The following is a 25,306-nucleotide window of genomic DNA, read 5'->3' on the forward strand; positions in this document are numbered from 1 at the left end:
GCGCGCCTGAGACGTCGTGAGTGCAACAGATCAAAGGACTGCTGCCGATGACTCCTCGTGTGAACCTGTTTCTGCTGTCTTTTGCCGCCGCAACGCTTGTCTCCTGCGGTCAGGGAGGCGAAGCGCCGCCGCCGGGACCGGTGGACACATCGTTTGAAGAGGCGTCGACCAATCCCGTTCCCGGCGGCAACGCCGAAGCGGGGCCTGCACCGGTCAATACCTCAATCGCCGGCGGTTCGGGCGAACAGGCCGCAGCCGGCCGCGGGGATGCTTCTCCAAGGGAAGGGTCCACGGCCGAGGTGCGCGATTAAAGAAAGCCTCTAGCGCGAGACCATCGTACTGCGCGCGATGCGACCGACCAGGTAGGTCATGCCGGGGTGGTTCGCCCCGTCGTACGTCGAGTTAGTTCCCAGCTCCCGCTTGAGCCGCCGATGCGCTTCGGGAAGGGAGTGATAGGGCATCGACGGCATCAGGTGATGCAGCGCGTGATAGCGCAGTCCAACCGGCGCCCAGATTTCCGCAATGAAGCCGGGCGGTGGCACGTTCACGCTGTCGAGGAACTGTGCGGTCACAGTCATCGGTTCACCCTCGTTCTCCCACAAATGAGCAACCAGGGTGCGCAACTGGTTGAGCGTCGCCGTGACCGACAGCACCGCCAGAGCGGTCAGAAACGGTTTCCAGCCCACGGCGATGATACTGCCGATCAGCACCCACGACCACATGAAGCCGCCCGCTTCCTGCCACAGGACCCGCCGCTTCAGCTCGCCCTCTACCGGACGGCGGCGAAACGCCGGGTTGATGGCGAGAGCCGAAAAGCGCCCCCATGTCACGCGCCGCACGGCCGGGATTACCGCGCCCAGCGGCACCAGCACAGCGAAGCGGAACAACAGGGCGATCGGCGCCAGCATCGCCACGGCCACGAACAGCGGCAGGCTCCACGGCTTCATCAGTGCCAGCGGCAGATATTCGGGGTCTTCCGCGGTGCCGTACTGCGTTCGCTTGTGATGCAAGGTGTGCACCCCTTCGTACATGAACGATGGGGTGAGGAGCGGGATGCCGACCAGCACATTCCACGCTGTCCGAAAGCCGGGGAGCGCGTCCCGGCGCATGTGCGACACTTCGTGGATGAACAGCAGGGCACGGTATAGCGCCAGCGCCGCCACCACACCCAGAACAAGGGCGAGCGGCACGCTTCCGGCCACGATCGCCCCGGCAAGCGCGGGATAACCCACCGCTGCCGAGCCAAGCATGTCTCCCCAGTAAACCGCGGGCCTCGCCTCGGCTATGTCCTTTGTAAGATCGCGCGCAGCACGCAGCATGGCCTTGTCGTCAGACAGGCGGAAGTCGGTCCGAACGGGCCGCAACGGGGTCACCACCGGGGCGTCAAAGGTTTGCTGCATATTCATAAGACAATTTCCGGATCAGTCTCTTACCCTACCCAGTCCGCTCCGTGCAAACGCGCGGTTCCGATCAGTCCGATCTAACATCTCGCCTGAATACCGTCGATCAGGGCGAGAGTGCGGCCGGCCGCTTGACAGGAGTGGCGGCGCCTACGCAGGAGTGGCAGGACAATACCTGCGCCAGGCTGAACGGGAACTCCTTGTGACAGATCGGAATGTAAGCATCGTGGCCGTCTGCGACAAGGCCGGGCGCACCCGCTTCGTTGACCTTGGGCGTGCGTTCGCCAGCCGGGTGCCGCACTACGTGCCGCAGCTTCGCTCGGAACAGCTGGAACTCGTCGATCCGCGGAAGAACCCGTTCTTCGATCATGCGGAGGTCCAACTGTTCATCGCCACGAGCGACGGCGAGGATGTCGGACGCATTTCTGCGCATATCGACCACCTCGCGCTGCAGATGCCGGCCGTGCAGGGGTTCGGGCCGGGCACGGGACTGTTCGGCTACTTCGACGCAGCGGACGAGGCGGTTGCTCGCGCCCTTCTCCAAACGGCCGAAGCGTGGCTGCGCGAGCGTGGCATGTCGCGCGTGTTGGGTCCGATTTCCCTGTCCGTGTGGGAGGAGCCCGGCCTGCTGGTGCAGGGGCAGGACCACGCGCCCACGGTGATGATGGGACATCATCCCGCGCATTACCGCGCGTGGATCGAAGGGGCGGGCTATTCCCCCGTCAAGTCGCTCGTCACCTACGAGCTGGACATCAAGCAGGAGTTTCCGCCGCTGATCCGACGGATAGTCCAGTCGGGCGAACGGAACGGGCGGATCGCCATCCGGGAAGCGGGCCGGCTCGATTACGATGGCGACGTGCGGATCATTCTTCAGATCCTGAACAACGCATGGTCGGACAATTGGGGATTCATCCCCTTCACCGACAGGGAAATCGCGCACGCCGCCAAAAAGCTCAAGCCGCTGGTGCAGCCCGAACTGGTGCGTATCGCGGAGCTAGATGGTCGGCCGGTTGCCTTCATGCTGACCTTCCCCGATATGAACGAGGCGCTGGCCGTCATCAAAGGGCGGCTGTTCCCGCTGGGATGGGTGCGCCTGCTACGCTGGCTGAAGCATCCGCGGGCGCGCACCATGCGCGTGCCGCTGATGGGGGTTGTCAAGGAACATCAGAACACCCGCCTGGCCAGTCAGCTGGCCTTCATGATGATCGAGTTCATCCGCCGGGCCGCTGTGACAAAGTTCGGGGCGGAGCGGGGGGAAATCGGCTGGATCCTCGATGACAATCAGGGCATGATCGCCATCGCCAACGCCATAGAAAGCCGGATCAACCGGGAATACATGATCTTTGCAAAGCCGCTGTGATCCACGCCGGCTTCGGGCACAATGCGGCTTCAGAGAAAAAAGGCCTCCGCTCAGTCAAGAGCGAAGGCCTTTCGGGATCGTATCACCGGCCGCTTGGACGGGAGGGGGGTCTCGGCGGTGACAAAAAGGAAATGCTGCGCCGTGGCGGGAGTTCCCGTTGACAGAAACTTTTTTTGGCCCCGGATGTTTGAAGATTGGGAGGCGCAAAGGAACCTGCGCCAGGAGTTGCCGAAGCAAAGTGTTCTTGCGAAAACGCTGTGCCATCTCCAATAGACGTCAGCAACTCACTGGCCTGGCGGCAGCGTCCCGGCTGCCGTGTTCTGCCACTCATCATTCTAAGTTCTAGCAGGATTGATATATGTCCCTAGGTGACCAGATTGCCCGTTACTTGCCCTATTTGAGACGGTATGCGCGCGCCCTGACCGGGTCTCAGACGACGGGTGACGCGTTTGTTCGCGCCACGTTGGAAGCCGCGCTGGCCGACGAAGGTGTGAAGCGATCGCTGGAAGGCGGACGTGTTCCGCTTTACCGTGCGTTCAACAAGGTCTGGTCAAGCGCGTACATGGAAGTGAACGATGCTGAGACACCCTCGTCGGAGCACGAGGCTGCGGCCCAGAACCGGCTGAAATCCGTGACACCGCTCAATCGGCAGGCCCTGCTTCTGACCACGCTCGAAGACTTCTCGGTCGCCGAAGCGGCGGAAATCATGGACATGCCAGAAGCCGAGGTGGAGCAGCTGGTTCAGGAAGCCGTGGCCGAAATAGACCGCGAGTCCACGACCAGCGTCCTCATCATCGAAGACGAGCCGCTCATTTCCATGCAGCTTGAAGATCTCGTCCGCTCGCTGGGTCACGAGATCTGCGGCACCGCCGCCACTCGCACCCAGGCGCAGGAGGTGGTTGCCGAGCAGACTCCGGGACTGGTGCTGGCCGACATCCAGCTGGCCGATGGTTCGTCCGGTCTGGATGCAGTTGACGACATTCTTGCGATCGACAGTGTGCCCGTGATCTTCATCACGGCCTATCCGGAACGGCTGCTCACGGGCGACCGGCCGGAACCGACTTACCTCGTCACCAAGCCTTTCCAGGAACAGACCGTCCGCGCTGCGATCAGCCAGGCGTTGTTCTTCGGGTCCAGCCGTCCGCTGGATTGAGTATGGCGGCAGCGGGCGGGCGGCGCACAGACGTCGTTGCCGTACGCTGTCTCAGGCCGCGGCTGGTTCCGAAGCCGACGTCTGAGCCTTGTTCTGACCTCCTGCCCGTATGGCAAAGGGTCTTGGTTCGCGAACCGGGATGACGAGGGTGCAGCGGACCCCGGTGGGAGCGAAGTCGAGCTCCACCGGGTGCCGCAATTCATGCGCGATGATCTTTTGCAGGAGATCGGTCCCGAACCCACGGCTGCGTGATTCCGGGACCGGCGGTCCGCCGGTTTCCACCCATTTTACCCTCGCCAGATTGTCGGCGGCGAGTTCCCAGTCTATCTTTACCTTTCCGCCGGCCTGGCTGAGCGCGCCGTACTTCGCCGCGTTGGTCGCGAGTTCGTGAATGGCGAGGCCCAGCGACAACGCGTCGTTGGGGGCAAGCTCCACATCCGGCCCTGCACTTTCCACAACCCGGTTTTCACCCCTGGCATAGGGCGCGACCTCCGCCGCGATGACGTCGTGGATCGGCGTTGTTCCCCAGTCTGATCTGGTGAGCAGGTCATGGGTCGCCGACAACGCCCGAATTCGGCCATCGAGACTGTCTGCGAATTCGTCGAGATCGCTGGCTCGGCGGCGGGTGAGGGCAATGATCGAAAGAACGTTGGCCAGGGTGTTCTTGACCCGGTGGTTCAACTCGCGCGTCAGCGAGTCGCGGATGGAATTCTGCTCCTCGAACCAGGCAAGCCGCTGCCGGTCCTCGCGAACCTGCGCAGCAAGGAGGCGGGCCATCACCATCAGCAGCACCGCGACCGCCATGCCGAACAGCAGCGTCGCCAGAGAAAGAGGGGACAACATGGGTTGGCCGGCGGAGAAAACCCGCACCTCGAACGGTCGGCCGGCGATCATCATGCGGGCAGATGCGGTGCGGGCATTGCGGGCGTCAGGACCGATCGCCGCAACGAGGGTTGCGGTGGCTGTGCCAAGGTCGATCAACTCAACCCGGTGCTGGTTGGCGGACGCTTCCCCGGCGAAGGCTGCCCGCAGGAATTCCTCGGACCGGAACGGGCTGTAGATGAAGCCCTTCAGCGGCTGTCCCGGCTCGTTTGCGAACACCGGCATGTAGATGAGGAAACCAGGCGCCGACCCTGATTCTTCCTGCCTCAGGACAACCGGCCCGCTGGCGGTGGGTTGACGCGTCCGCAAGGCGGCATTGATGGCCTCCCGGCGAACCGGCTGCGAATACATGTCGAAGCCGATTGCCCGGCGGTTTTCGGGCGTGTCCGGCTGCAGGTAGTAGATCGGCACCACCAGGTCGATGCCGACGGATGGCTGCGGCGTGACTGTGATAACGCGGCGCGATTCCTCAACGGCCCTCCGCTCGAAGTCGGGCACCTGCTCGGGCCGAAGCGCTGGCGCCCACCCGATCCCCTCGGCGCCGCGGAAGTTCTGGTCCAGCTTCAGTTCCGCCGAGAACCGGCGGAAGGTTTCGGGAGTTACGGTGCCCCTCGTTTCAAACAGCGCAGACCCGGCCCGCAGATATGCCGCGGTTGTTGCGGCGCGGCGCGAAAGCGCCGCAGTGAGGCCTTCGGCCTGCCGATACAGGCGCACCTGCTCACGCGCGTTCTCGCCCCGCTCGATCGCCATGACGCTGACCACCGTGATGGCCGCGATCAGAAAGAATATCAGAAGCGGTGCGGCGCGGGGATGCCGATCAAGCCAACTCCTACTCATGACGGTCCTTGTTCAAGTGCAACAGGCAAGCGGGGCGATTGCCAGATTATGTTTTTGTGTTCATGCGGCACGTAGTCCAATCAGATGCCAGGTCGGTTCCAGAGGCCTTGCAACGGGGAACAAGACATGCTCTTCATCGTTCCCAATCCGCCAGGGGAAGAATGATGCCTCAGGGCTGAACAAGATGGTGTGTGTCATGATCTCCGCGTCGTTCTTATCGGGTAACAGACAAAAGGTTTTTGAAGTTTTGACGTCTTCCAAGAAGCCACCCCGGCCCGCCGAAGCGCCGCGCAAAAAAGGGCGCGAGCAGGGAAGCGAGCGTAACCCGGAATGGACGCAGGGTTTGCGCCAACTCTACAATTCCGTTGTCGAAGAACCGCTGCCCGGTAATTTCAAGGACCTGCTGGACAAGCTGGACAAAACTGCCTGATGGGTTCTCCGGCGCGGACCGCGGGCGAAAAAGCGGATTTCAAGAAGGAGCTAACGGAGGTCGTGCCTCATTTGCGGGCCTTCGCACGCGGCCTGTGCGGGCGCCCCGACATGGCCGACGATCTGGTTCAGGAAGCGCTGTTGAAAGCATGGGCCGCGCAGGACCGGTTCGAACCGGGCACATCCATGCGCGCGTGGACGTTTGTCATCCTGCGCAACGCCTACCTCACGGACATGCGCCGCAACCGGTTTCGCGGCGACTATGACGAAGGCGTGGCGGAACGGGTATTGACCGCGCCCGCTGGGCAGGAAGAGCCGATCCACCTGTCCGACATGCATCGCGCGCTGCTTACCCTGCCGCCCGAACGGCGTGAAGCACTGCTTCTGGTGGGGGCGGGGGGCTTCTCCTACGAAGAGGCGGCGGAAATCTGCGGCTGCGCCATCGGCACGATCAAAAGCCGTGTCGGCAGGGCGCGCGCAGCGCTGAACACGATGCTGACCAGCGGCTCCATCCCGCAACGCGCCATCGGCGACGGTGCCGCACACCGGGCCATTCTGGAAGAACTGGACGGGCTGGCCGCCGGCAACCGGGTGGCGGTCAACCAGTAATCCACTCAGCGTTGTGACGCCTACGACGCGGTCGTCTCGACCTTTGCCTCGGCACCGGCCCTGTCGGTGGTCGCCGCCACCGCAACGTTCATGGTGACATTGCCCAGGGTCCTGATGATATCGGGCAGCATTTCAACCGCTACCAGCAGGCCGAGCGGTTCGACCGGTACGCCCATGGCAAGCGCAATCGGGCCTATGGAGATCACGAAGCTGATGGAACCCGGCAGGCTGACCGAACCGACCGATACGATAAACGCCACCAGCACGCCCGCGACCAGCAGCGGCAGGGACAGCGGCACGCCGGCCAGCGTGGCGATATAGATCACCACCGCCAGGTTTACCGCCGGGCTGGTCGCGCGAAATATCGCCACGGCCAGCGGAAGAACAAAATCGGCGGTGCTTTCCCGCACGCCCATCCTGCGCGCGCTGTCGAGCATTGCAGGCAGGCTGGCGAGCGATGATTGCGTGCTGATCCCGACAGCCTGTGCAGGCAACACGGACCTGATGAACCGCGCCGCGCCGATGCGCCCGCCTACTATGGCAAGCACGTAAGCGGCAACAACAATCACCATGCCCATGGCCGACACGGTCAGGATGTAATGGGCAAAGGTGGCGAATGCGCCGCCGCCCGCCTGCGCTGCGACGCCCAGAGCGAGCGCGAAGACTCCGACCGGCGCCAGCCAGAGAACCCAGCCAATGATCACCAGCATCGTATTGCCAAGCGCATGGAAAAACCGCAGCAGCACTTCGCGCTGCCCCGCCGGCAGGCGCATCAGAGCCAGCGCGAACAGGGCAAAGAACAGGGTCAGCGGCAGCATGGCCGTCTCGGCTGCGGCGGCAAACAAATTGGGCGCCACGAAGGACGTCAGAAAGTCGCCGATCGCTGGGATGTCTCCAGGGTCGAAGTCGGCGGTGCCGAGCAGGGCCGACGCCGACGCGGGAATGGGAAACCGATCCAGCAGCAGCGGCATCAGCGTCACCGTGCTCGCGCCGCTGAAGAGCAGGAGGGCAAGCACCAGCGTCATCATCCGCCGCGCGATCGCGCCCGCCCGCGCGGCTGCCGCGATCTGGACGATGCCGGTGATGAGCAGGGCGGCGACCAGCGGGATGATCGTCATCTGCAGTCCGCGCAGCCACAGGGCCCCGACGGGCCTCGCAGCCTGCACCACCGGGTCGAGCAAGGGGGACCCGCCAAGCAAGGTGCCGAGCGCCAACCCCGCCACCAGCCCGGCAAAGGTCCACAGCACGGGAAGCTTCACCGCAATGAGACCCCCGGTGCTTCCCTCTGCCGCTGCGGGCGCGGCGTGGCCGCCCATCGGTCGATTGTCGTTCATCTGATGCCCCTTCACTTTATTTCAGGAAAACGGCAATAGCGCTGCAATTACTCAAGCCGTTGTGAGGCTTGGGGCAACCGGGATTTTTTGAAGCAATGGTTCGCAAGTTCTTTGGCACCGACGGCATCCGCGGCCGCACCAATGCCGGGCACATGACGGCGGATACCGCCATGCGGGTCGGGCAGGCGGCAGGGCGGCACTTCAACCGTGGCGATCACCGCCACAGGGTCGTGATCGGCAAGGACACCCGCCTGTCGGGTTATATGATGGAATCGGCGCTGGTCGCGGGCTTCACCAGCGTCGGCATGGACGTCATCATGACCGGCCCGTTGCCGACACCGGCCATCGCCATGCTGACGCGGGAAATGCGCGCGGACCTGGGCGTGATGATTTCGGCCAGCCACAATCTGTACGAAGACAACGGCATCAAGCTGTTCGGCCCGGACGGCTTCAAGCTGTCTGACGAGGATGAGCTCGCCATCGAATCGCTGATGGAACAGACGTTTGAGCTGGCTGCGGCCAAGGACATCGGCCGTGCCCGCCGGATTGAAGATGCGCGCGGACGCTATATCCACGCCGTCAAGCAGTCGCTGTCTGACGACATCCGGCTTGATGGGCTCAAGATCGTGATCGACTGCGCCAATGGTGCCGCTTACCAGGTCGCTCCCGCCGCCATCTGGGAGCTGGGCGCGGACATTGTGCAGATCGGCGTCAGCCCGGACGGCCTCAACATCAACAGCGGGTGCGGCAGCACCGCGGTCGATGCGCTGCGCATCAAGGTCATTCAGGAACAGGCGGATATCGGCATCGCGCTTGACGGTGATGCCGACCGGTTGATCGTGGTCGATGAAAAAGGCCAGACGGTCGACGGCGATCAGATCATGGCGCTCATCGCATCGCACATGGCGGACCGGGGGCTGCTGACGGGCGGCGGCATCGTTGCCACGGTCATGTCGAATCTGGGCCTGGAAAGGTTTCTGGCGGCCCGCGACCTGACGCTGGAGCGGTCGCGGGTGGGCGACCGCTACGTGCTTGAACAGATGAAGGCAGGCGGGTTCAACCTTGGCGGCGAGCAGTCGGGCCACATGATCCTGCTCGATCATGCAACCACCGGGGACGGCACGACTGCCGCGCTGCAGGTTCTGGCGGCGATGGTTCGGTCCGGCAAGCGGGCCAGCGACCTCCTGCACCAGTTCGAGCCCGTGCCTCAGCTCCTGCGCAATGTTCGCTACAGCGGGGGCAAGCCGCTGGAGAAGGACAGCGTGCAAAAGGCGATTGCGGACGCCGAGGCGGAACTAGCCGGCAGAGGACGACTGGTCATCCGCCCCTCCGGAACCGAGCCGGTGATCCGCGTCATGGCCGAAGGAGACGACGAGCGGCAGGTGCAGCAGGTGGTGGACCGCATCTGCGAGGAAGTGAAGGCGGCGGCTTGACCGCCTCTCCGCCGCGCGTTCTGATCGTCGCCGGATCGGACTCGTCGGGCGGCGCGGGGATACAGGCCGACATCAAGACCGTCACGATGCTGGGCGGCTACGCCATGACGGCCGTGACGGCCATCACGGCGCAGAACACACTGGGCGTTCACGCGGCCCGTGTGCTGGATCCGGAACTGGTCGCCGCCCAGATCGACAGCTGCATCGCGGACGTGGGCGTGGATGCGGTGAAGATCGGGATGCTGGGCTCTGCCGCGATTGCAGACATCGTGGCGGATCGGCTCGCGGCAACCGGGGTGCCGATCGTGTTCGATCCGGTCATGGTGGCGACCAGCGGGTCTGTTCTGGCGGACGAAGCAACCGTCGCTGCCTTTGAACGGCTGATGCGGCTGACTCTGGTCGTCACTCCCAACCTGCCCGAACTGGCCACCCTTGCCGGTGCGAAGATTCACAGCGACACGGACATGCTGACCGCCGCGCGCACTCTGGGCGCACGCCATGGTTGCGCGGTGCTGGCCAAGGGCGGTCATGGCCCGTCGGACCAGCTTACCGATCTCCTTGTCACTGCTGACGGGAAGGTGACATCCTTCACCAACCGCCGGATCGAAACGCGGCACACCCATGGCACTGGCTGTACGTTGGCGAGCGCGCTTGCAACCGGTCTAGCCAGAGGCCGGTCACTGCCGCAGGCTACCCAGGACGGCATCGCCTTCGTCAGAGCCGCAATCGCAGCCGCACCCGGCTTCGGCAGCGGCGCAGGTCCGCTGGGCCATCACGGGGTACGTTCAGCGGTCAACTCTTGATCTCGTAAAAACCGCAGATGTGTTCCCACGCCTCTTCTGCCGTTTCGCACCAGCGGAACAGGTCGAGGTCGCGGCGCGAGATGGTGCCTTCGTCGGCCAGTGCGTCGAAGTCGATCACCCGGGTCCAGAAATCGCGTCCGAACAGAAGGATTGGGATCGGCTTCATTTTGCCCGTCTGGATGAGCGTGAGCAGCTCGAAGAACTCGTCGAAGGTGCCAAAACCGCCGGGGAATACCGCCACCGCCCGCGCGCGCAGGAGAAAGTGCATCTTGCGGAGCGCGAAATAATGAAACTGGAAGGACAGATAGGGGGTCACATAGGGGTTTGGCGCCTGCTCGTGCGGCAGGACGATGTTGAGGCCAATCGATTCCGCCCCGGCTTCCTGCGCGCCCTTGTTGGCCGCTTCCATGATTGACGGCCCCCCGCCCGAGGTGACGACGAACTGCCGCTTGCCGCCTTCAATGATCGACCGTTCGCTGGCGATGCGGGCAAGGTTGTACGATTCCTGGTAATACTTGGCCTTCTTGGCGAGGTTCTCTACCACCTTCCGCTCTTCTTCAGGCAGATCCCTGGCGCCTTCCAGCGCAATCTCGGCCGCTTCCGGCGGGGGAATGCGGGCGGAACCGTAGATCACCAGAGTGGACCCGACGCCAGCCTGATCCAGCAGCATCTCCGGCTTGAGAAGTTCAAGCTGGAACCGGACCGGGCGCAGTTCCTCGCGCAGGAGGAAGTCGACGTCACGGAAGGCGAGCTTGTAGGCGGGATGTTCCGTCTGCGGCGTGGACGGCATCGTGCGTTCCGAGAAATCCGCCTCCTGCCGCGCCTCGTAGAATTTTCGGTCCGTCAACTCGTGATCGGCGCCCATGGCCATAGAACAGTCCTTGCTTGGCAAAACCGGGCGCGCGGGAACGCTGCCCCAAAGGTCCAGCCGCTTAGGCGGGGGCGGAGCGCTAGGCAAGCCAGCCGCTTGCGCCAATCCTTGCGCTGTTTTCCTTTGACGTTGCGGCGACGGGCGTGAAAGGTGAGGCAAAACAAGAGAGGATGTCCACCCGATGCCCCATTGCAGTGTCGCCCTGCTTTGCCTGTCCACCGCCGCCCTGGCCATGACATCCGGGCTGGCGGCGCAGGAGGCGCCCATCGTCCAGCCGGGAGCACCGGGACAGGAGTCACGGGTTGTGACCGCGCAAGAGGCGGCGCGGTTGACGCAGACGCGGCACACGGCCGCCGACATCGCCTTTATGCAGATGATGATCGAGCATCACGGCCAGGCGCTGCAGATGGCCGAAATGGCCGACCGGTTGAGCCAGAACGCCGACGTCCGCGCGATCGCCGCAAAGATCGCCACGACGCAGGGGGATGAAATCGCCTTCATGCGCGGCTGGCTGGCGGAACGGGGCGCGACAACGGCCCGTGCGAGCGGCGCGCCTGCGCATGATGTTCATGCCGCGCATCAGCACGGCGACGCGCACCACGGCCATGCCGGACACACGATGCCCGGCATGCTCACTTCCGCGCAGTTGCAATCGCTGGGCCAGCAGCGCGGACCAGCGTTCGACCGCATGTTCCTTCAGCTGATGATCGAGCATCATCAGGGCGCCATCACCATGGTGGAAGACCTGCTGAAGCAGCCAGGCACGGCCCATGATCCAGCCCTGTTCGACTTTACGAGCGAGGTGGTGGCCGATCAGAGAGCCGAAATCGCGCGGATGAACACGCAGCTCGCCACCTTCGCGGCCGATCCGCGTGTCGGTCTGGCGCCGGGGTTCCGCGATGCTGGCGAGGCGGCGTGGAACATGACGCTGATGACGAGCAGGCCCAACCCTCCGGGCTTCTTCGACCCGGCCAACCCGACCGGCCTGCTGCCTGCGCTGGACACACCAGGCGGTGAGGCAGGCAGTGGAACAGAGCGGGAGCAGCGTTTTGCCAGCCGTTCGCCGCTGCTGTTCTTCGGCAACACCGATATGGCGTTCACCCGCGACCTTCTGGCGGTGGGCAATTACCATGGCTTCTACCTTTACCGCCTCGCCGCCGATGGCGCGCCCACGCTTGCGAGCGCGGTCGTCTGCCCCGGCGGGCAGGGAGATGTGTCGATCGTCGGCAATCTTCTTTTGATGAGTGTGGAGCAGACCCGGGGGCGGGTCGATTGCGGGATAGAAGGGGTGACACAGGACGTCAGCCCTGACCGGTTCCGCGGGTTGCGCATTTTCGACATTTCCGACCTTTCCCGCCCACGCCAAGTCGGTCTGGTCCAGACCTGCCGTGGCAGCCACACTCATTCCGTGGTGAGCCTGCCGACGGCGCAGCGGCCCAGCATCATCGTTTATAACTCCGGCACCGCTGGGGTGCGCGAGGAGGAGGAGCTGGCGGGATGCGTCGGCGGCACGCCGGGAGACGCGCGCACCGCCCTGTTTTCCATCGACGTCATAGAAATTCCGGTGGCGAACCCTGCCGCCGCTCGCATCATCGACAGCCCCCGGGTCTTTGCGGACGAAGCCGGCAATATCTCCGGATTGTGGCAGGGCGGCGATCATGGGGCGGGCACCCAGACCAGCCGCGAAACGAACCAGTGCCATGACATCACCGTTTTCCCGTCGCGGCAGATCGCGGCCGGGGCCTGTTCGGGCAACGGCATCGTGCTCGACATTGCCGACCCGATGAAGCCGGTGCGGATCGATGCGGTGGTCGATCCGGGTTTCGCCTACTGGCATTCCGCGACATTCAACAATGATGGCACCAAGGTCGTGTTCACTGACGAATGGGGCGGCGGCATGCAGCCGCGCTGCCAGGCGTCCGACCCGGTGACCTGGGGTGCCAACGCCATCTACGACATCGTGGACGGGCGGCTGCAACGGCGCGGCACGTTCAAGCTGCCTGCCCCGCAGAGCGAGCTTGAGAATTGCGTGGCGCACAACGGCTCCATCGTGCCTGTGCCGGGGCGCGACCTGATGATCCAGGCCTGGTACCAGGGCGGGCTGTCGCTGTTCGATTTCACCGACAGTAATGCGCCCCGTGAAATCGCCTTCTTCGACCGTGGCCCGATCGACGCGGTCCAGAAGCCGATCGCTGGTTACTGGTCCGCTTACTTCCACAATGGGCAGATCTACGCGACGGAAATACTGCGTGGTTTGGACGTCCTGACGCTGCAACCCAGCGAGCATCTGTCCGCCAACGAAATCGCGGCGGCGGCGTTGGCGCAAGGAGAGGACGCCTTCAACCCGCAGCGGCAGACCCCGGTGACCTGGCCGGCGGCGCCGGTGGTGGCGCTTGCCTACATCGATCAGCTGGAGCGGTCTGGCGGTCTGGACCGGGCACGGATTGCATCGCTCCGCACAATGGCGGAACGGGCGCAAGGCGGGACTCGGCCGGACCGCGCGCAGGTCACCCGGCTTCAGGCTGAGGTGATGGCGAGCAGCGCGGCCGGAACATCTCTCAGCGCTGCCGACGAGAAGCGGATAGCGGCGCTGTTCGATGTCATGCTGCGGCTGGCTGCGTCCGGCGGCTGATTAGTGGAGGATGCTACGCTTGCGGGGACTTAAGGGCGAGCTTCCGACACACACCCGGCAGAAGCGCCCGCTGGACAACGCCGCAGCGGGCAAGCCTGCGCTGGGCTCGCCTGACCGAAGCATCCATGCACGCGAGGCGAGCCACAGTGCGCTTGCTGCCAAACCGCACTGCTGGATGCCCCGTGAGGATTCGAACCTCAATTGACGGAGTCAGAGTCCGTAGTCTTACCTTTAGACGACGGGGCAATCCTGCCGAGGCGGCGCGGATTATGGGTGCGCGCGCCGGAAGGTTGGCCTGTAAATTCGCTACGCCGGCAGGTCAAGCGGCGTCGCCCCGCCCGCCCTTGCCCCCAGCCGCAAAGGCAGTTAGCATCCGCCATGTATCTACGGAAAGGAAGCGTCCTTTCCGCGCACGAAATTGAAAGATTGCATATGGCGGATCATTCTCCGCCGGACAGGATTGCGGCACGACGAGGGGGCGAGACGTCCGGCGCGCGCGAAGAACGGCAGCGCAGCCGTAACAAAGGTGGCGGCCATCAACCCGCGGCCGGAGGAGTAACAGGCGGCGAGGCCGGACCGGCGCGGGATTTCCCATTCCGCAGGCAAGCCTATGCCGCGCTCGATCTCGGCACCAATAACTGTCGCCTTCTGATCGCACGCCCGTCCGGCGACAATTTTACCATTATCGACGCCTTCAGTCGCGTGGTGCGTCTGGGCGAAGGACTGGCGCAGTCCGGCCGGCTCAGCGAAGCGGCGATGGAGCGGACAATGGACGCGCTGCAAGTCTGTGCCGACAAGCTGCGGCGGCGCGGTGTCCATCTTGCCCGGTCGGTCGCGACGGAAGCATGTCGGCGGGCCGCCAACGGCCCTGCCTTCATCGAGCGGGTCAGGGCGGAGACCGGGCTGGTGCTCGACGTCATTTCCGCGCAGGAGGAGGCGCGGCTCGCGGTTCTGGGTTGCCACATCCTGCTGGAAAGCAGCCCCGGCCCCGCGATCATCTTCGACATCGGCGGCGGTTCGACCGAACTGGTGCTGGTGGAACAGGGGCGCACTGTGCCGCGCATCCTCGATTGGCACAGCGTTCCCTGGGGGGTGGTGTCGCTGACCGACACCGTAGGGATTGTCGATGGAGACGAGGCCCGGCGAGCCGCCATGTATGCCGATATGCGCGACCGGGTGCGGCGCAGCTTCGCCGCTTTTGCCGAGCGGTTGCGCCCCTTCGCGAGCCCGCGGTCGCAGATCAGGCTGCTTGGAACCAGCGGAACGGTGACCACGCTCGCCAGCGTCCATCTGGGCCTGAGCCAGTACGACCGTCAGGCGGTGGATGGGCTGATCGTGCCCGCCCAGGCGATGCGGGCGGTCAGCGCGCGGTTGGTCGGACTGCCCGCGGCGGAGCGGCGGCAGGTGCCATGCATCGGGGACGATCGGGCCAGCCTAGTGGTAGCGGGCTGCGCGATCCTGGAATCGATACTCGATATCTGGCCGGCAGAACGGCTGGGGATCTCCGACCGGGGTGTGCGGGAAGGAATTTTGCGCAGCCTCATCACGGCCGATCTTCGGGGGCAGCAGGCGCAGGCCGTGATGCGCGGGCAGAAGGGTCTGTGACGCGCGGGCAGGGCGATCCGGGCAAGCGCGTCCGCACAGCCAAGGGGCGCACCGCATCCTCGACCCGCTGGCTGGAGCGGCAACTGAACGACCCCTACGTGCGCCAGGCCAAGAGCGAGGGCTATCGCAGCCGGGCGGCCTACAAGCTGCTGGAACTGGACGAGAAGTTCACCCTGCTGCGCGGGGTCAGACGGGTTGCGGACCTCGGTGTTGCACCGGGCGGCTGGACACAGGTGGTGCGTCGGCGAATACCGGCAGCGGCGGTCGCCGGCATTGATCTGCTGGAGACAGAGCCGATCGAAGGGGCAGCCCTGCTGCAACTGGACTTCACTGCGCCCGAGGCGCCGGCGCTGTTGCTGGAAGCGCTGGGCGGCGCGCCCGATCTGGTCCTGTCGGACATGGCCGCCAACACCGTAGGCCACAAGCAGACCGATCACCTGCGCACCATGGGGCTAGTCGAGGAAGCGGCCTGGTTCGCGATCGACACGCTTGAACCTGGCGGCGCGTTTGTTGCCAAGGTGCTGGCCGGGGGCACGGATGCAGAGCTTCTTGCCCTGCTGAAGAAGCATTTTAGGACAGTAAAGCACGCCAAGCCACCCGCCAGCCGCAAGGGCAGTTCGGAGTGGTATGTCGTGGCGCAGGGGTTTAAGGGGCGCAGCGACTAACGGACGCGTCCTTGCAGCAGTTAAGCGTTCTTAGCGGCTGCTGCCCGGCTTGGAGGCGCTGTCGTTGCGCACCGCGCCCTGCTGCGTCGCGACCGGCTGAGCCGCACCCGCGCCGCCCGCCGCCTCTTGCGGAGACGGGTTCTCGCCCGCGACTGCACCCGGATCGGCATCCGGTGCCGCTGCCGCTGCCGCCGCATCTTCCGCGACCGCCGCCGGTGCGACGGGTTCAGGCAGCGGCGGACCGCCCCCATTCGCGCGCATGAAGGCAATGACGTTGGCCCGCTCTTCCGACCGGGAGAGACCCGCAAAGCTCATCTTGGTGCCGCTGGCGAAAGCGCGCGGATTGGCGAGCCAGGCATCCATGTTCTCGTAAGTCCAGGTGCCGCCATGATTGGCCAGCGCAGACGAATACGCATAACCAGGCGCGTGCTGGCCGATAGGAGTGCCCATCACCGCCCAGAGGTTGGGACCAATGCCGTTCGCGCCGCCCTGGTTGATGGTGTGGCACGCGACGCACTTGGCGAACACCTTTTCGCCCGCCGCTGGATCGGCGGCCGCCAGCAGCGTGCCGAGGTCCGGACCGTCTTCGGCCGCGCCCTCTTCCACGACGCCCTGAATGGCGTAGCCGAATTCACCATCATGGCTGTTGCCGGCCTGGAAATACTTGCCGCTGAGGATCGACAGACCCAGAGCGATGATTCCGGCAAACAGAACCCAGCCGAAGATGGTGTTGGTGCGATCACTCATGGTTATGTAAAGCCTGCAGGAATGGATAGAACAAGGCGCTAGCCCGGCGGAGCCGCTTTAATCAGTGCCGCCGGTCAAGGCAAGGCCGCTTGCACTGGCCCCGAGGACAGGCGCGCACTTCGCCCCACCCCGACAAGTCGGCAGGCTGGTTTTAGACGGCCAGGTTGTCGATGAGGCGGGTGCCGCCGATCCGCGCTGCCACGAACAGGCGCGAGCCTGGCTGTGCCTGTGCCACAGAGTGCAGCGTTTGACCGTCGCGCAATTCGGCATAATCCACCTGCTCGAAACCGGCGCCAAGAAGGTCGCTCCGCAAGGTCGTCAGCACCTCTTGCGCGGCTTCGCCGTTGGCAATCGCCGCGGCGGCTTGCCGCATCAGCTGGGGCAGGGCGGCCGCCCGTGCGCGCTGCTCTGGCGACAGATACGCGTTGCGCGAACTCATCGCCAACCCGTCCTCTTCCCTCACCGTCGGCACGGCGTGAATGGCGGCGGCGTCAGGCTGTGTCAGATCAAGGTCGCGGGCCATGCGGCGGATCACAGCCAGTTGCTGCCAATCCTTTTCCCCGAACAGCGCGCAGTCCGGCCGAACCTGGTTGAACAGTTTCAGCACCACGGTTGCCACGCCGTCAAAATGTCCGGGCCGGTTCGCTCCGCACAACGGTTCGCTCACCCCAGCGACAGACACATCGGTCGCATAATCCGGAGGATACATGACCGCAGCGTCCGGTGCCCACAGAATGGCCACGCCTTCGCTTCGCAGCAGGTCGGCATCCCGCTCCAGCTGGCGAGGATAGCTGTCCAGATCCTCGCTCGGGCCGAACTGGCGCGGATTGACGAAGATGGACACGGCGACCGCGTCGGCCATGCGCCGCGCTTCGCGGACCAGGGTGAGATGCCCTTGGTGCAGCGCCCCCATGGTCGGCGCCAGCGCCAGTGAGCCACCGCGCTCGCGCACAGCGGCGACGGCGCTTCTCAACATTTCTAGTTGCCGGATGATTTGCACGGGTGCGGGGCCTTCATTAAGAGCGGGATAAACGGGTCGGTTCCCGCCCTTAGCGGATGGCAAGCCGGCGACAACCACAAGTCATGCAGGAAAACAGGTGCCAAGCAACCGCCCTCACCGCATCACCCTCGCCAACGAGAAAGGCGGCACCGGCAAGTCCACCACCGCGGTGCATGTCGCCGTTGCGCTCGCCTATCGCGGCCTGCGGGTTGCGGCCTTCGACCTTGACCACCGGCAACGCACGATGGATCGCTATTTCGAAAATCGCGCCGAGACGATGGTCCGGCGCAAGGTAAATCTGCCGACGGCGACCTGCGAGGTCGTGGCCGGCGGTAGCGAGGCGGAACTGGAGGAGCGGGTTGCCGCCGTCGCCTCAACCCACGACGTCGTGCTGTTCGACACGCCCGGACGCGACGACCCGCTGTCACGCCACGTCGCGGCAGAGGCAGACACGCTGATCACCCCCATGAACGACAGCTTCGTCGATTTCGACCTGATCGGCCAGGTGGAGGGCGAAAGCTTCAAGGTCCGCAAGCTTAGCTTCTACGCCGAACTCATCTGGGAAGCCCGGCTGAAGCGCAGCCGGGCGACCATCGCGGAACAGCGGCGGCAGATGGACTGGGTGGTGGTGCGCAATCGCACCGGCTTTACCGAAGCGCGCAATCAGGCGCGGATCGAAAAAGCGCTGAGCGAACTGTCGAAGCGGGTCGGTTTCCGGGTAGTGAAGGGCCTATCGGAACGTGTGATCTATCGTGAACTGTTTCCTTCCGGCCTCACCCTGCTCGACCGCGGACACCTGGGCGAGCTGGGCACCAGCCACCTCGTTGCCCGGCAGGAGCTGCGCCAGCTGATTGCCGGCCTGCATCTGCCCGGCGTGAAAGAGGCAGAAACACCCGGGCCTGCGGCGGAGCGGCCGAGGGAGGCCGCCGGAGTTCGGTGACGTGAGCAAACTTGTCATCATCGCCCTCGTCGCGCTGCTTGTCTGGCGGATGGTGACGGGCCGCTGGCCGTGGCAGCCAAGACGACCTCAACCCCAGGGGATGAGCGTAGCCGAGGCGCAAGCGATACTTGGGGTCGATGAGGACGCCGGACGCCTCGAAATTTTCGCGGCACACAGGCGGCTTGTCGCGCGTATACACCCGGATCGCGGCGGCAGCGCAGGCGACACGCAAGCGGCCAATGCCGCGCGCGACACGCTGCTGGCACATTGGAAAGCAACTCACTGAGGAACCCTGATGGCCCACACCTTCGACAACACCGTCCTGCGTGAATACGACATCCGCGGCATTATCGGCGAAACGCTTGGCCCGGATGATGCGCGGGCGATCGGCCGCACCTTCGGCTCCATGCTGCGCGAGGCGGGCGGGCGCAAGGTGGCGGTCGGCTACGACGGGCGCATCAGCTCGCCGATGCTGGAGCACGCTCTGGTGGAGGGGCTTACCGCCAGCGGGATGGATGTTGTCCAGATCGGGCTTGGGCCTACACCCATGCTCTATTTCGCGGCGGCGTCACTGGAGGATGTGGACGGCGGTATCCAGATAACCGGCAGCCACAATCCCGCCAATTACAACGGCTTCAAGATGGTGTTTCAGGGGCGTCCGTTCTTTGGTGCCGAGATCGCCGAACTGGGGCGCCGCGCGGCAGCCGGGGAATGGCAGGACGGCACCGGCGAGACCGCCAGGCTGGATGTTTTGCCTGCTTACATCGACGCGCTTGTTGCCGGCCTTGATGGAATAGACCCGGCGACGCTGGCCGGGCTGAAGGTCGGATGGGATGCGGGCAATGGTGCCGCAGGACCCGCGCTGGAGCGCCTGGTAGCGCGCCTGCCGGGCGAGCATCACCTGCTCTATACCGAGGTGGACGGCAATTTCCCCAACCACCACCCCGATCCCACGGTGGAGGAGAACCTTGTCGACCTGAAGGCTCTGGTCCACGACAAGCAGCTTGATTTCGGCATCGCCTTCGACGGCGACGGTGACCGGATCGGGGCCATCGACGGAGAGGGGCGCGTAATCTGGGGCGACCAGCTTCTGATGATTTATGCTCAAGACCTTCTCCAGCGGCAACCCGGCGCAACGATCATCGCGGATGTGAAGGCGAGCCGCGCACTGTTCGACTCTGTGCGGGAACATGGCGGCAAACCGTTGATGTGGAAGACCGGACATTCCCTTATCAAATCGAAGATGAAGGAGACCGGATCGCCGCTCGCCGGCGAAATGAGCGGCCATGTGTTCTTCGCCGACACCTATTACGGCTATGACGATGCGCTGTATGCCGGCGTTCGCCTGATCGCGGCGGCGGCGCGGCTGGGCCGTTCCGTAACGGAGCTGAGGGGTGCGATGCCGGCGATGATCAACACGCCGGAAATGCGCTTTCAGGTGGATGAAACGCGCAAGTTTGCCGCGATCCAGGAGGTGGAGGCACGCCTTGCCGACAGTGATGCCGAAGTCGACGGCACCGACGGGGTGCGGGTCACGACCAAGGACGGGTGGTGGCTGCTGCGGGCGTCGAACACGCAGGACGTGCTGGTGGCGCGCGCCGAAAGCGACACGGCGGAAGGTCTTGAACGGCTGATGGCACAGATCGACGAACAGCTTCGCCTGTCAGGGCTCGAGAGGGGCGAACAGGCGGGACACTGAGAAGGCCGGCGCGCGACCGCAACAAGGCAGCTTCAAAGAGACAGAGAGCAAAAGAAAGGGCTCCGCAACGGGAGCCCTTTCCTCTCAGCGACGCTGCTGAGCGCTCACGTTGTAGGCGTAGTGCCTGATCCGCTCGTCGCCTTGTTGGTGGCATCGGAGTCACGCTTGACGCTGCGGCTCTCCTGATAGTCGCCAATACCCGAACGGCTGCTGTCGTAGCTGTCATTGCCGCTGCCCCAGGAACTGCGTTCCTTGACCCGCAGATTGTTCTGCACGTGCTTGACGCCGGAGATGTCGTCGACGCAGTCTTCCGCCCGCCGCTTGGCCATGCGGCTGTCGACGGTGCCATCCAGCGTGACCTCGCCGTCCTTCACCGTCACTTCGATGTTGCGGCCGTCGACGCGCGGATCGTGAGTGATGCGATCACAGGCATCCTCCAGGATCCGCTCATCCGACCTCTTGTAGTTGGTCGGGCCGTGGCCGCGATAGCCGCTGCTGCGGCCATAGCGGTCGTCCTGGCGGTGCCGGTCGTCATCATCGCCGCCGAACCAGCTTTCAATCTTGTCGCCCATGCGATCGAAGAAGCCGCGGTCGTCATCCCGGTCGAAGCTGCGCCCTCGGTGCCGCCCGCCTTCGCCGGCGTAGTAGCTCGTGCGTGTGCGGTCGCGATCACTGTCTCCGCCACGGCCATAGCCGGAGCCGCCGTAATAATCGCTCCGGCCCATATCGCCGTACCCGCCACCAAGATAGCTGCTGCCGTAGCTCTGGCGGCTCTGGTTCATGCCGGAACGGCCGTAATCGTTGTCGCGATAGCTCTGACTGCCCGAACCGTACTGCGATCTGCCGTATGACTGCGACTGCTGGTCATAGTCGCTCAAACTGTCGTAATCGCTGTTCTGGCTGTAACGGTCGCCAAAGTTCCCGCGGTCGCGGTCTGAGTACGAACCCTGGCTGTAGCGATCCTGGCTTCCCTGACGCGATTGACGAAAGCCATAGTCATCGTCGCCATACTGGCGGTTCTGACCGCCGCCAAACTGCTCCTGCTGGCGATCGTAGTCGCCCCTGTTCTGGCTGTGCCGGTCGCGATACCTGTTATCCATCTCCATCTCCTCTCGTGGGTGAGTAATCGCCCGAGTTTTCAGGGCGTGATGCTCATAAACGGCTGGAACGGCTGAAATGTTTCTCTGTCCGGCGCGCCGGAGCCGCAGTCTGGCGCAGCAGGCCGGGGACGGACCGTGGTGACTGCGGGGCTGATCGGATCGGCCGCGGCCATCCGGCGGAGCGACCGTTTCCCGCTTCGGGCGTTGAGGCTCCTGTGATGGGTTTCAACCTTCCTCCGGAAATCGCGCACTGGTTCACCCGGCGCGGTTGGCATGTGCGGCGCCATCAGGCAGAGATGCTGGATACGGCCGATGCTGGCGCCCACGCTTTGCTGGTGGCCGATACGGGGGCGGGCAAGACCCTGGCCGGGTTTCTGCCGACCCTTGCCGCGTTCTGCCCCAGCCGAACCGGATCAGGGCAAGCGGCGGAGGGACTGCACACGCTCTATGTCTCACCGCTGAAGGCATTGGCGGCCGATGTGCAACGCAATCTGATTACGCCGGTCACGGAGATGAACCTGCCGCTGCGGATCGAAACGCGCAGCGGTGATACGCCATCGGATCGCAAGAAGCGGCAGCGCGAGAAGCCGCCTCATATTCTCCTCACCACGCCGGAGAGCCTCTCGCTGCTCCTCTCCTACCCGGACAGCTTCGATCTGTTCGCCTCCTGCAAGCGAGTGGTGATCGACGAGGTGCATGCCTTTGCCACCGGTAAGCGCGGCGACCTGCTGGCTTTGTGCCTGGCGAGGTTGCAGGCCATTGCGCCCGGGCTTCAGCGTGCCGCGCTTTCCGCTACGCTGGCCAACCCGGAAGTATTCCGTGAGTGGCTGGCCCTGTGGGGCGAGATAGACACCGTCGCGCTGATCGAGGGGGAAGCGGGTGCCGCGCCGGAGGTGGAGATCCTGTTGCCCGAAGATGCGCGCGTGCCTTGGGGCGGACACGCGGCCACGTGGGCGATACCCCAGATCTACGGTCAGATTAAAGCGAACCGGACCACCTTGGTGTTCACCAACACAAGGTTCCTGGCCGAGTACATCTTCCAGCACCTGTGGGATGTGAACGAGGACAAGCTGCCCATCGGCATTCATCATGGATCGTTGTCGGTGGAGGCGCGCCGCAAAGTGGAAGGAGCGATGGCGCGCGGCGAACTGCGCGCGCTCGTCGCCACGGCTTCGCTCGACCTGGGGGTGGACTGGGGCGATATCGATCTGGTGATCCAGATGGGAGCGCCCAAGGGCTCCTCCCGCCTGCTGCAGCGGATCGGCCGCGCGAACCACCGGCTCGACCAGCCAAGCCGCGCTCTGATCGTGCCTGGCAACCGCTTCGAGTTTCTGGAGGCTACCGCTGCCAAGGAGGCAGTGGACGAGGGACAGCGTGACGGCGAAGCGTTTCGTCCCGGCAGTCTCGACGTGCTTGCGCAGCATGTCATGGGGTGTGCCTGCGCTGCTCCATTTGACGAGGCCGCGCTGCTGGCGGAGGTGCGGTCGTGCCTGCCCTATGCATGGATCGACGAGGAGGTATTCGGCCGCGTGCTTCAGTTCGTTGCGACCGGAGGCTATGCGCTGAAAGCCTACGACAAGTTCCAGCGCATTGTGCGCGACAGACACGGCACCTGGCGCCTGACGCACCCTGAACGCGCGGCCAGGCACCGGCTTAACGCCGGCATCATAATCGATAGCGAAATGCTGACGGTGCGGTTCCGCAACGGGCGTCAGCTGGGCCGGGTGGAGGAGCGGTTTGCCGCCGCGCTCAGCCCAAAGGACACTTTCTCCTTTGCCGGCATGAGCCTCGAGGTGGAGCAGGTCCGCGACATGGAGGTCATCGTCCGCGCGTCGTCCAAGGCGGCCATGATCCCGTCCTACGGCGGCACGCGCATGGCGCTGACCACCCACCTTGCCGACCGGGTGCGAGCGTTGCTGGTGGACCGGGCGGGGTGGGCGCGCTTTCCCGATGATGTGCGCGAATGGCTGGAAGTGCAGGACTGGCGATCCGAGATGCCGGCGCCCGGAACCCTGCTCGTCGAAACATTTCCGCGCGACGGGCGGGAATACGCCGTCTTCTATACTTTTGTGGGGTGGAACGCGAACCAGTCGCTGGGCATGCTGGTAACCAAGCGGATGCAGGATCGCGGTCTCGGACCACTGGGCTTCAACGCCAACGACTATTCACTGGCCGTGTGGAGCCTGAAGCCCATTGAGGACCCGGCACCGCTGCTGTCACCCGATGTGCTGACGGAGGAGTTCGTGGCGTGGGTGCAGGAAAGCCATCTGCTGCGCCGGGCGTTCCGCGAGGTAGCGGTGATTGGCGGGCTGGTGGAACGGCAGCATCCCGGGCGGCGCAAGACCGGCAGGCAGGTGACGTTTTCGACCGATCTAATCTACGACGTGCTGCGAAAATACGAGCCGGGCCACCTGCTGCTGGAGGCCGCCTGGGCGGATGCGCGTGCGCTGCTGACGGACGTTGGCCGGCTGGGCGATCTGCTGGACACCGCCGCTGCGCAGCTTAGACATGTGCGGCTCGATCGGATCAGCCCGCTGGCCGTCCCGGTGCTGATCATAGTGGGCCGCGAGAACACCCCGTCCGCGACATCCGATGATGCCCTGCTGGTGGAGGCGGAGGGGCTTGCCGCCGAAGCCATGTGGGTGGACTTGCCGCTGGAGGATTGACTGCGCAGGTCTGGCGAGCGGCGGCCAGGTGCGTCTAGCGAGCCACAAAAAAGGGGCGGAGTTTATCCGCCCCTTCTGCATCCTGTTACCTGCCGGGGGCGGCTTAGCCCACCGGGTTGGCAGGTCCGCCCGTGCCGAAGGTGCGGAACTGTTCGTTGCCCACGAACCCGAACTTGGTCACTCCGGAGCCCTTGATGATGTCGAGCACCCGCAAGGATCGGTCATAGCTCGCCAGCGCGTCGGGCTCATACTGCAGTTCAGGCTCGTTCGGCCCAACCGTGCTTTGCAAGATGGTCAGAAGTTCGCCATCCGACACCACTTCACCGTTCCACAATGTTTCATCCTGCGGCGTGATCACGATCTTGTTCTTGATCGGGTCCACCAGCACTGGCGGAGGGTTCTGACTGGGCACCGGCAGGTCGATGTCGACCGAGTGCGTCGCCACCGGGATGGTGATGATGAACATGATGAGGAGCACGAGCATGACGTCGATCAGCGGCGTCGTGTTCATTTCCATCATCGGCTGGCCATCATCCTTGCCGCCTGACATTGCCATCGCTGCTTTACTCCTGCTTTTTCGCGCCTTGCGGTCGGCTTAGATGTTGGACTCGACCGGGTTGGAAATGAAACCCACGGTCGGATAGCCGGCCGATTGAACGTTGAAGATGGTGCCTGCGACACAGCGCCACGGCGCTTCCCGGTCCGCCCGGATATGCACCTGCGGGATCAGCTCGGGGTCGGCCATGATCGCTTCCGGCCCACCGGCCCGCTGAACGATGGTATCCAGCCGGTTGAAGGCCTGATCGTACAGCTCCTCGGAAGTGACGGGCGAGATGTTGTTGAAATACACCCGGCATTCGCCGTTGCGCGACGCACCTTCGAAGCCAGGCTCGCCGGCGCTGCGGCCAGCCGCATCGGTGGTGCTCACGGTGAGCTGGAGGTTTTCGACCTTGTCCTGCGATTCGGTGGTTTCGAGCACCGGAATACGCAGCTGTGCGATCGTCTGAATGGCGACCGGAACAGCGACGAGGAAGATAATGAGGAGCACCAGCATCACGTCCACCAGCGGTGTGGTGTTGATGTCGGACATCGGCGTGTCTTCGCCGTCCCCTCCCATCGAAATTGCCATCAGGTCGTCCTA

23 protein-coding genes and 1 tRNA gene are annotated in these 25,306 nt (G+C 64.5%); 14 read left to right on the top strand and 10 right to left on the bottom strand.

Annotated elements, in window-relative coordinates; genetic code table 11:
* Nucleotides 1-47 precede the first annotated feature (47 nt).
* Complete coding sequence (locus LHJ54_RS03920) at nucleotides 48-311, top strand: hypothetical protein (protein WP_228242626.1); 264 nt, start codon at nucleotides 48-50, stop codon at nucleotides 309-311.
* A gap of 9 nt (nucleotides 312-320) precedes the next feature.
* Here the strand turns inward: LHJ54_RS03920 and LHJ54_RS03925 are convergent, their stop codons facing one another.
* Nucleotides 321-1,406 (bottom strand): fatty acid desaturase, encoded by a 1,086-nt coding sequence (locus LHJ54_RS03925; protein ID WP_373457050.1) that lies wholly within the window; start codon nucleotides 1,404-1,406, stop codon nucleotides 321-323.
* A 196-nt stretch (nucleotides 1,407-1,602) separates the two neighbouring features.
* Between LHJ54_RS03925 and LHJ54_RS03930 the strand changes: the two genes are divergently transcribed.
* Both LHJ54_RS03930 and LHJ54_RS03935 read left to right on the top strand, forming a co-directional pair.
* Nucleotides 1,603-2,760: an N-acetyltransferase gene (locus tag LHJ54_RS03930; protein ID WP_228242627.1), complete on the top strand. Its 1,158-nt coding sequence runs from the start codon at nucleotides 1,603-1,605 to the stop codon at nucleotides 2,758-2,760.
* 358 nt (nucleotides 2,761-3,118) lie between these two features.
* A complete protein-coding gene (locus LHJ54_RS03935) occupies nucleotides 3,119-3,913 on the top strand; it encodes a response regulator (protein WP_228242628.1) in 795 nt (264 codons plus the stop codon).
* A 51-nt stretch (nucleotides 3,914-3,964) separates the two neighbouring features.
* On the opposite strand, the gene LHJ54_RS03940 is transcribed toward LHJ54_RS03935, so the two are convergent.
* Complete coding sequence (locus tag LHJ54_RS03940) at nucleotides 3,965-5,632, bottom strand: CHASE domain-containing protein (RefSeq protein WP_228242629.1); 1,668 nt, start codon at nucleotides 5,630-5,632, stop codon at nucleotides 3,965-3,967.
* Between the two features lie 196 nt (nucleotides 5,633-5,828).
* On the opposite strand from LHJ54_RS03940, the gene LHJ54_RS03945 reads away from it, so the two are divergent.
* Nucleotides 5,829-6,062 carry a NepR family anti-sigma factor gene (locus tag LHJ54_RS03945; RefSeq protein WP_228242630.1) on the top strand — a complete coding sequence of 78 codons (234 nt, stop codon included), beginning with the start codon at nucleotides 5,829-5,831 and terminating at the stop codon, nucleotides 6,060-6,062.
* The gene (locus LHJ54_RS03950) at nucleotides 6,062-6,670 is read left to right on the top strand and encodes a sigma-70 family RNA polymerase sigma factor (RefSeq protein ID WP_228242631.1); all 609 of its coding nucleotides are present in this window, start codon (nucleotides 6,062-6,064) and stop codon (nucleotides 6,668-6,670) included. Before LHJ54_RS03945 ends, LHJ54_RS03950 begins: the two co-directional genes overlap by 1 nt.
* A gap of 20 nt (nucleotides 6,671-6,690) precedes the next feature.
* Here LHJ54_RS03950 and LHJ54_RS03955 read toward each other — a convergent pair whose 3' ends face one another.
* On the bottom strand, nucleotides 6,691-8,004 hold the full coding sequence (locus LHJ54_RS03955) for a dicarboxylate/amino acid:cation symporter (protein WP_228242632.1): 1,314 nt from the start codon (nucleotides 8,002-8,004) through the stop codon (nucleotides 6,691-6,693).
* 95 nt (nucleotides 8,005-8,099) lie between these two features.
* Between LHJ54_RS03955 and glmM the strand changes: the two genes are divergently transcribed.
* On the top strand, nucleotides 8,100-9,437 hold the full coding sequence (gene glmM / locus LHJ54_RS03960; RefSeq protein ID WP_228242633.1) for a phosphoglucosamine mutase: 1,338 nt from the start codon (nucleotides 8,100-8,102) through the stop codon (nucleotides 9,435-9,437).
* Nucleotides 9,434-10,240, top strand: a complete 807-nt coding sequence (gene thiD, locus LHJ54_RS03965; protein ID WP_228242634.1) for a bifunctional hydroxymethylpyrimidine kinase/phosphomethylpyrimidine kinase — start codon at nucleotides 9,434-9,436, stop codon at nucleotides 10,238-10,240. The genes glmM and thiD overlap by 4 nt, the downstream gene beginning before the upstream one ends.
* Here the strand turns inward: thiD and LHJ54_RS03970 are convergent.
* Entirely contained in the window at nucleotides 10,230-11,111 is an 882-nt protein-coding gene (locus LHJ54_RS03970) for an LOG family protein (RefSeq protein ID WP_228242635.1), read from the bottom strand. The genes thiD and LHJ54_RS03970 overlap by 11 nt on opposite strands.
* A gap of 181 nt (nucleotides 11,112-11,292) precedes the next feature.
* On the opposite strand from LHJ54_RS03970, the gene LHJ54_RS03975 reads away from it, so the two are divergent.
* Nucleotides 11,293-13,743 (top strand): DUF305 domain-containing protein, encoded by a 2,451-nt coding sequence (locus tag LHJ54_RS03975; protein WP_228242636.1) that lies wholly within the window; start codon nucleotides 11,293-11,295, stop codon nucleotides 13,741-13,743.
* Nucleotides 13,744-13,915: 172 nt separating this feature from the next.
* Here the strand turns inward: LHJ54_RS03975 and LHJ54_RS03980 are convergent.
* Nucleotides 13,916-13,989: transfer RNA gene (locus tag LHJ54_RS03980), tRNA-Gln, on the bottom strand.
* 186 nt (nucleotides 13,990-14,175) lie between these two features.
* Here LHJ54_RS03980 and LHJ54_RS03985 point away from each other — a divergent pair.
* Both LHJ54_RS03985 and LHJ54_RS03990 read left to right on the top strand, forming a co-directional pair.
* Nucleotides 14,176-15,348 (top strand): Ppx/GppA phosphatase family protein, encoded by a 1,173-nt coding sequence (locus LHJ54_RS03985; protein ID WP_228242637.1) that lies wholly within the window; start codon nucleotides 14,176-14,178, stop codon nucleotides 15,346-15,348.
* Nucleotides 15,345-16,013: an RlmE family RNA methyltransferase gene (locus LHJ54_RS03990; protein ID WP_228242638.1), complete on the top strand. Its 669-nt coding sequence runs from the start codon at nucleotides 15,345-15,347 to the stop codon at nucleotides 16,011-16,013. Before LHJ54_RS03985 ends, LHJ54_RS03990 begins: the two co-directional genes overlap by 4 nt.
* A gap of 30 nt (nucleotides 16,014-16,043) precedes the next feature.
* On the opposite strand, the gene LHJ54_RS03995 is transcribed toward LHJ54_RS03990, so the two are convergent.
* Nucleotides 16,044-16,760: a cytochrome c family protein gene (locus tag LHJ54_RS03995; RefSeq protein ID WP_228242639.1), complete on the bottom strand. Its 717-nt coding sequence runs from the start codon at nucleotides 16,758-16,760 to the stop codon at nucleotides 16,044-16,046.
* A gap of 151 nt (nucleotides 16,761-16,911) precedes the next feature.
* On the bottom strand, nucleotides 16,912-17,760 hold the full coding sequence (panC, locus tag LHJ54_RS04000) for a pantoate--beta-alanine ligase (protein ID WP_228242640.1): 849 nt from the start codon (nucleotides 17,758-17,760) through the stop codon (nucleotides 16,912-16,914).
* Between the two features lie 97 nt (nucleotides 17,761-17,857).
* Between panC and LHJ54_RS04005 the strand changes: the two genes are divergently transcribed.
* Genes LHJ54_RS04005 through pgmG form a run of 3 tightly spaced genes read left to right on the top strand, consistent with a single transcriptional unit; the run spans nucleotide 17,858 to nucleotide 20,399 of the window.
* Nucleotides 17,858-18,700 carry a division plane positioning ATPase MipZ gene (locus LHJ54_RS04005; protein ID WP_228242641.1) on the top strand — a complete coding sequence of 281 codons (843 nt, stop codon included), beginning with the start codon at nucleotides 17,858-17,860 and terminating at the stop codon, nucleotides 18,698-18,700.
* A 1-nt stretch (nucleotide 18,701) separates the two neighbouring features.
* Complete coding sequence (locus tag LHJ54_RS04010; protein WP_228242642.1) at nucleotides 18,702-18,986, top strand: molecular chaperone DnaJ; 285 nt, start codon at nucleotides 18,702-18,704, stop codon at nucleotides 18,984-18,986.
* Between the two features lie 9 nt (nucleotides 18,987-18,995).
* Entirely contained in the window at nucleotides 18,996-20,399 is a 1,404-nt protein-coding gene (pgmG, locus tag LHJ54_RS04015) for a phosphoglucomutase/phosphomannomutase PgmG (protein ID WP_228242643.1), read from the top strand.
* Between the two features lie 104 nt (nucleotides 20,400-20,503).
* Here the strand turns inward: pgmG and LHJ54_RS04020 are convergent, their stop codons facing one another.
* A complete protein-coding gene (locus LHJ54_RS04020; protein WP_228242644.1) occupies nucleotides 20,504-21,499 on the bottom strand; it encodes a BON domain-containing protein in 996 nt (331 codons plus the stop codon).
* Nucleotides 21,500-21,717: 218 nt separating this feature from the next.
* Here LHJ54_RS04020 and LHJ54_RS04025 point away from each other — a divergent pair, with 218 nt between their 5' ends.
* Entirely contained in the window at nucleotides 21,718-24,165 is a 2,448-nt protein-coding gene (locus LHJ54_RS04025) for a ligase-associated DNA damage response DEXH box helicase (RefSeq protein ID WP_228242645.1), read from the top strand.
* Between the two features lie 103 nt (nucleotides 24,166-24,268).
* Here the strand turns inward: LHJ54_RS04025 and LHJ54_RS04030 are convergent, their stop codons facing one another.
* The gene (locus tag LHJ54_RS04030; protein WP_228242646.1) at nucleotides 24,269-24,721 is read right to left on the bottom strand and encodes a biopolymer transporter ExbD; all 453 of its coding nucleotides are present in this window, start codon (nucleotides 24,719-24,721) and stop codon (nucleotides 24,269-24,271) included.
* Between the two features lie 39 nt (nucleotides 24,722-24,760).
* Nucleotides 24,761-25,294: a biopolymer transporter ExbD gene (locus LHJ54_RS04035; protein WP_228242647.1), complete on the bottom strand. Its 534-nt coding sequence runs from the start codon at nucleotides 25,292-25,294 to the stop codon at nucleotides 24,761-24,763.
* Nucleotides 25,295-25,306 lie beyond the last annotated feature (12 nt).

The sequence above is a fragment of the Porphyrobacter sp. GA68 genome (assembly GCF_022605525.1).
Classification (GTDB): Bacteria; Pseudomonadota; Alphaproteobacteria; order Sphingomonadales; family Sphingomonadaceae; genus Qipengyuania_B.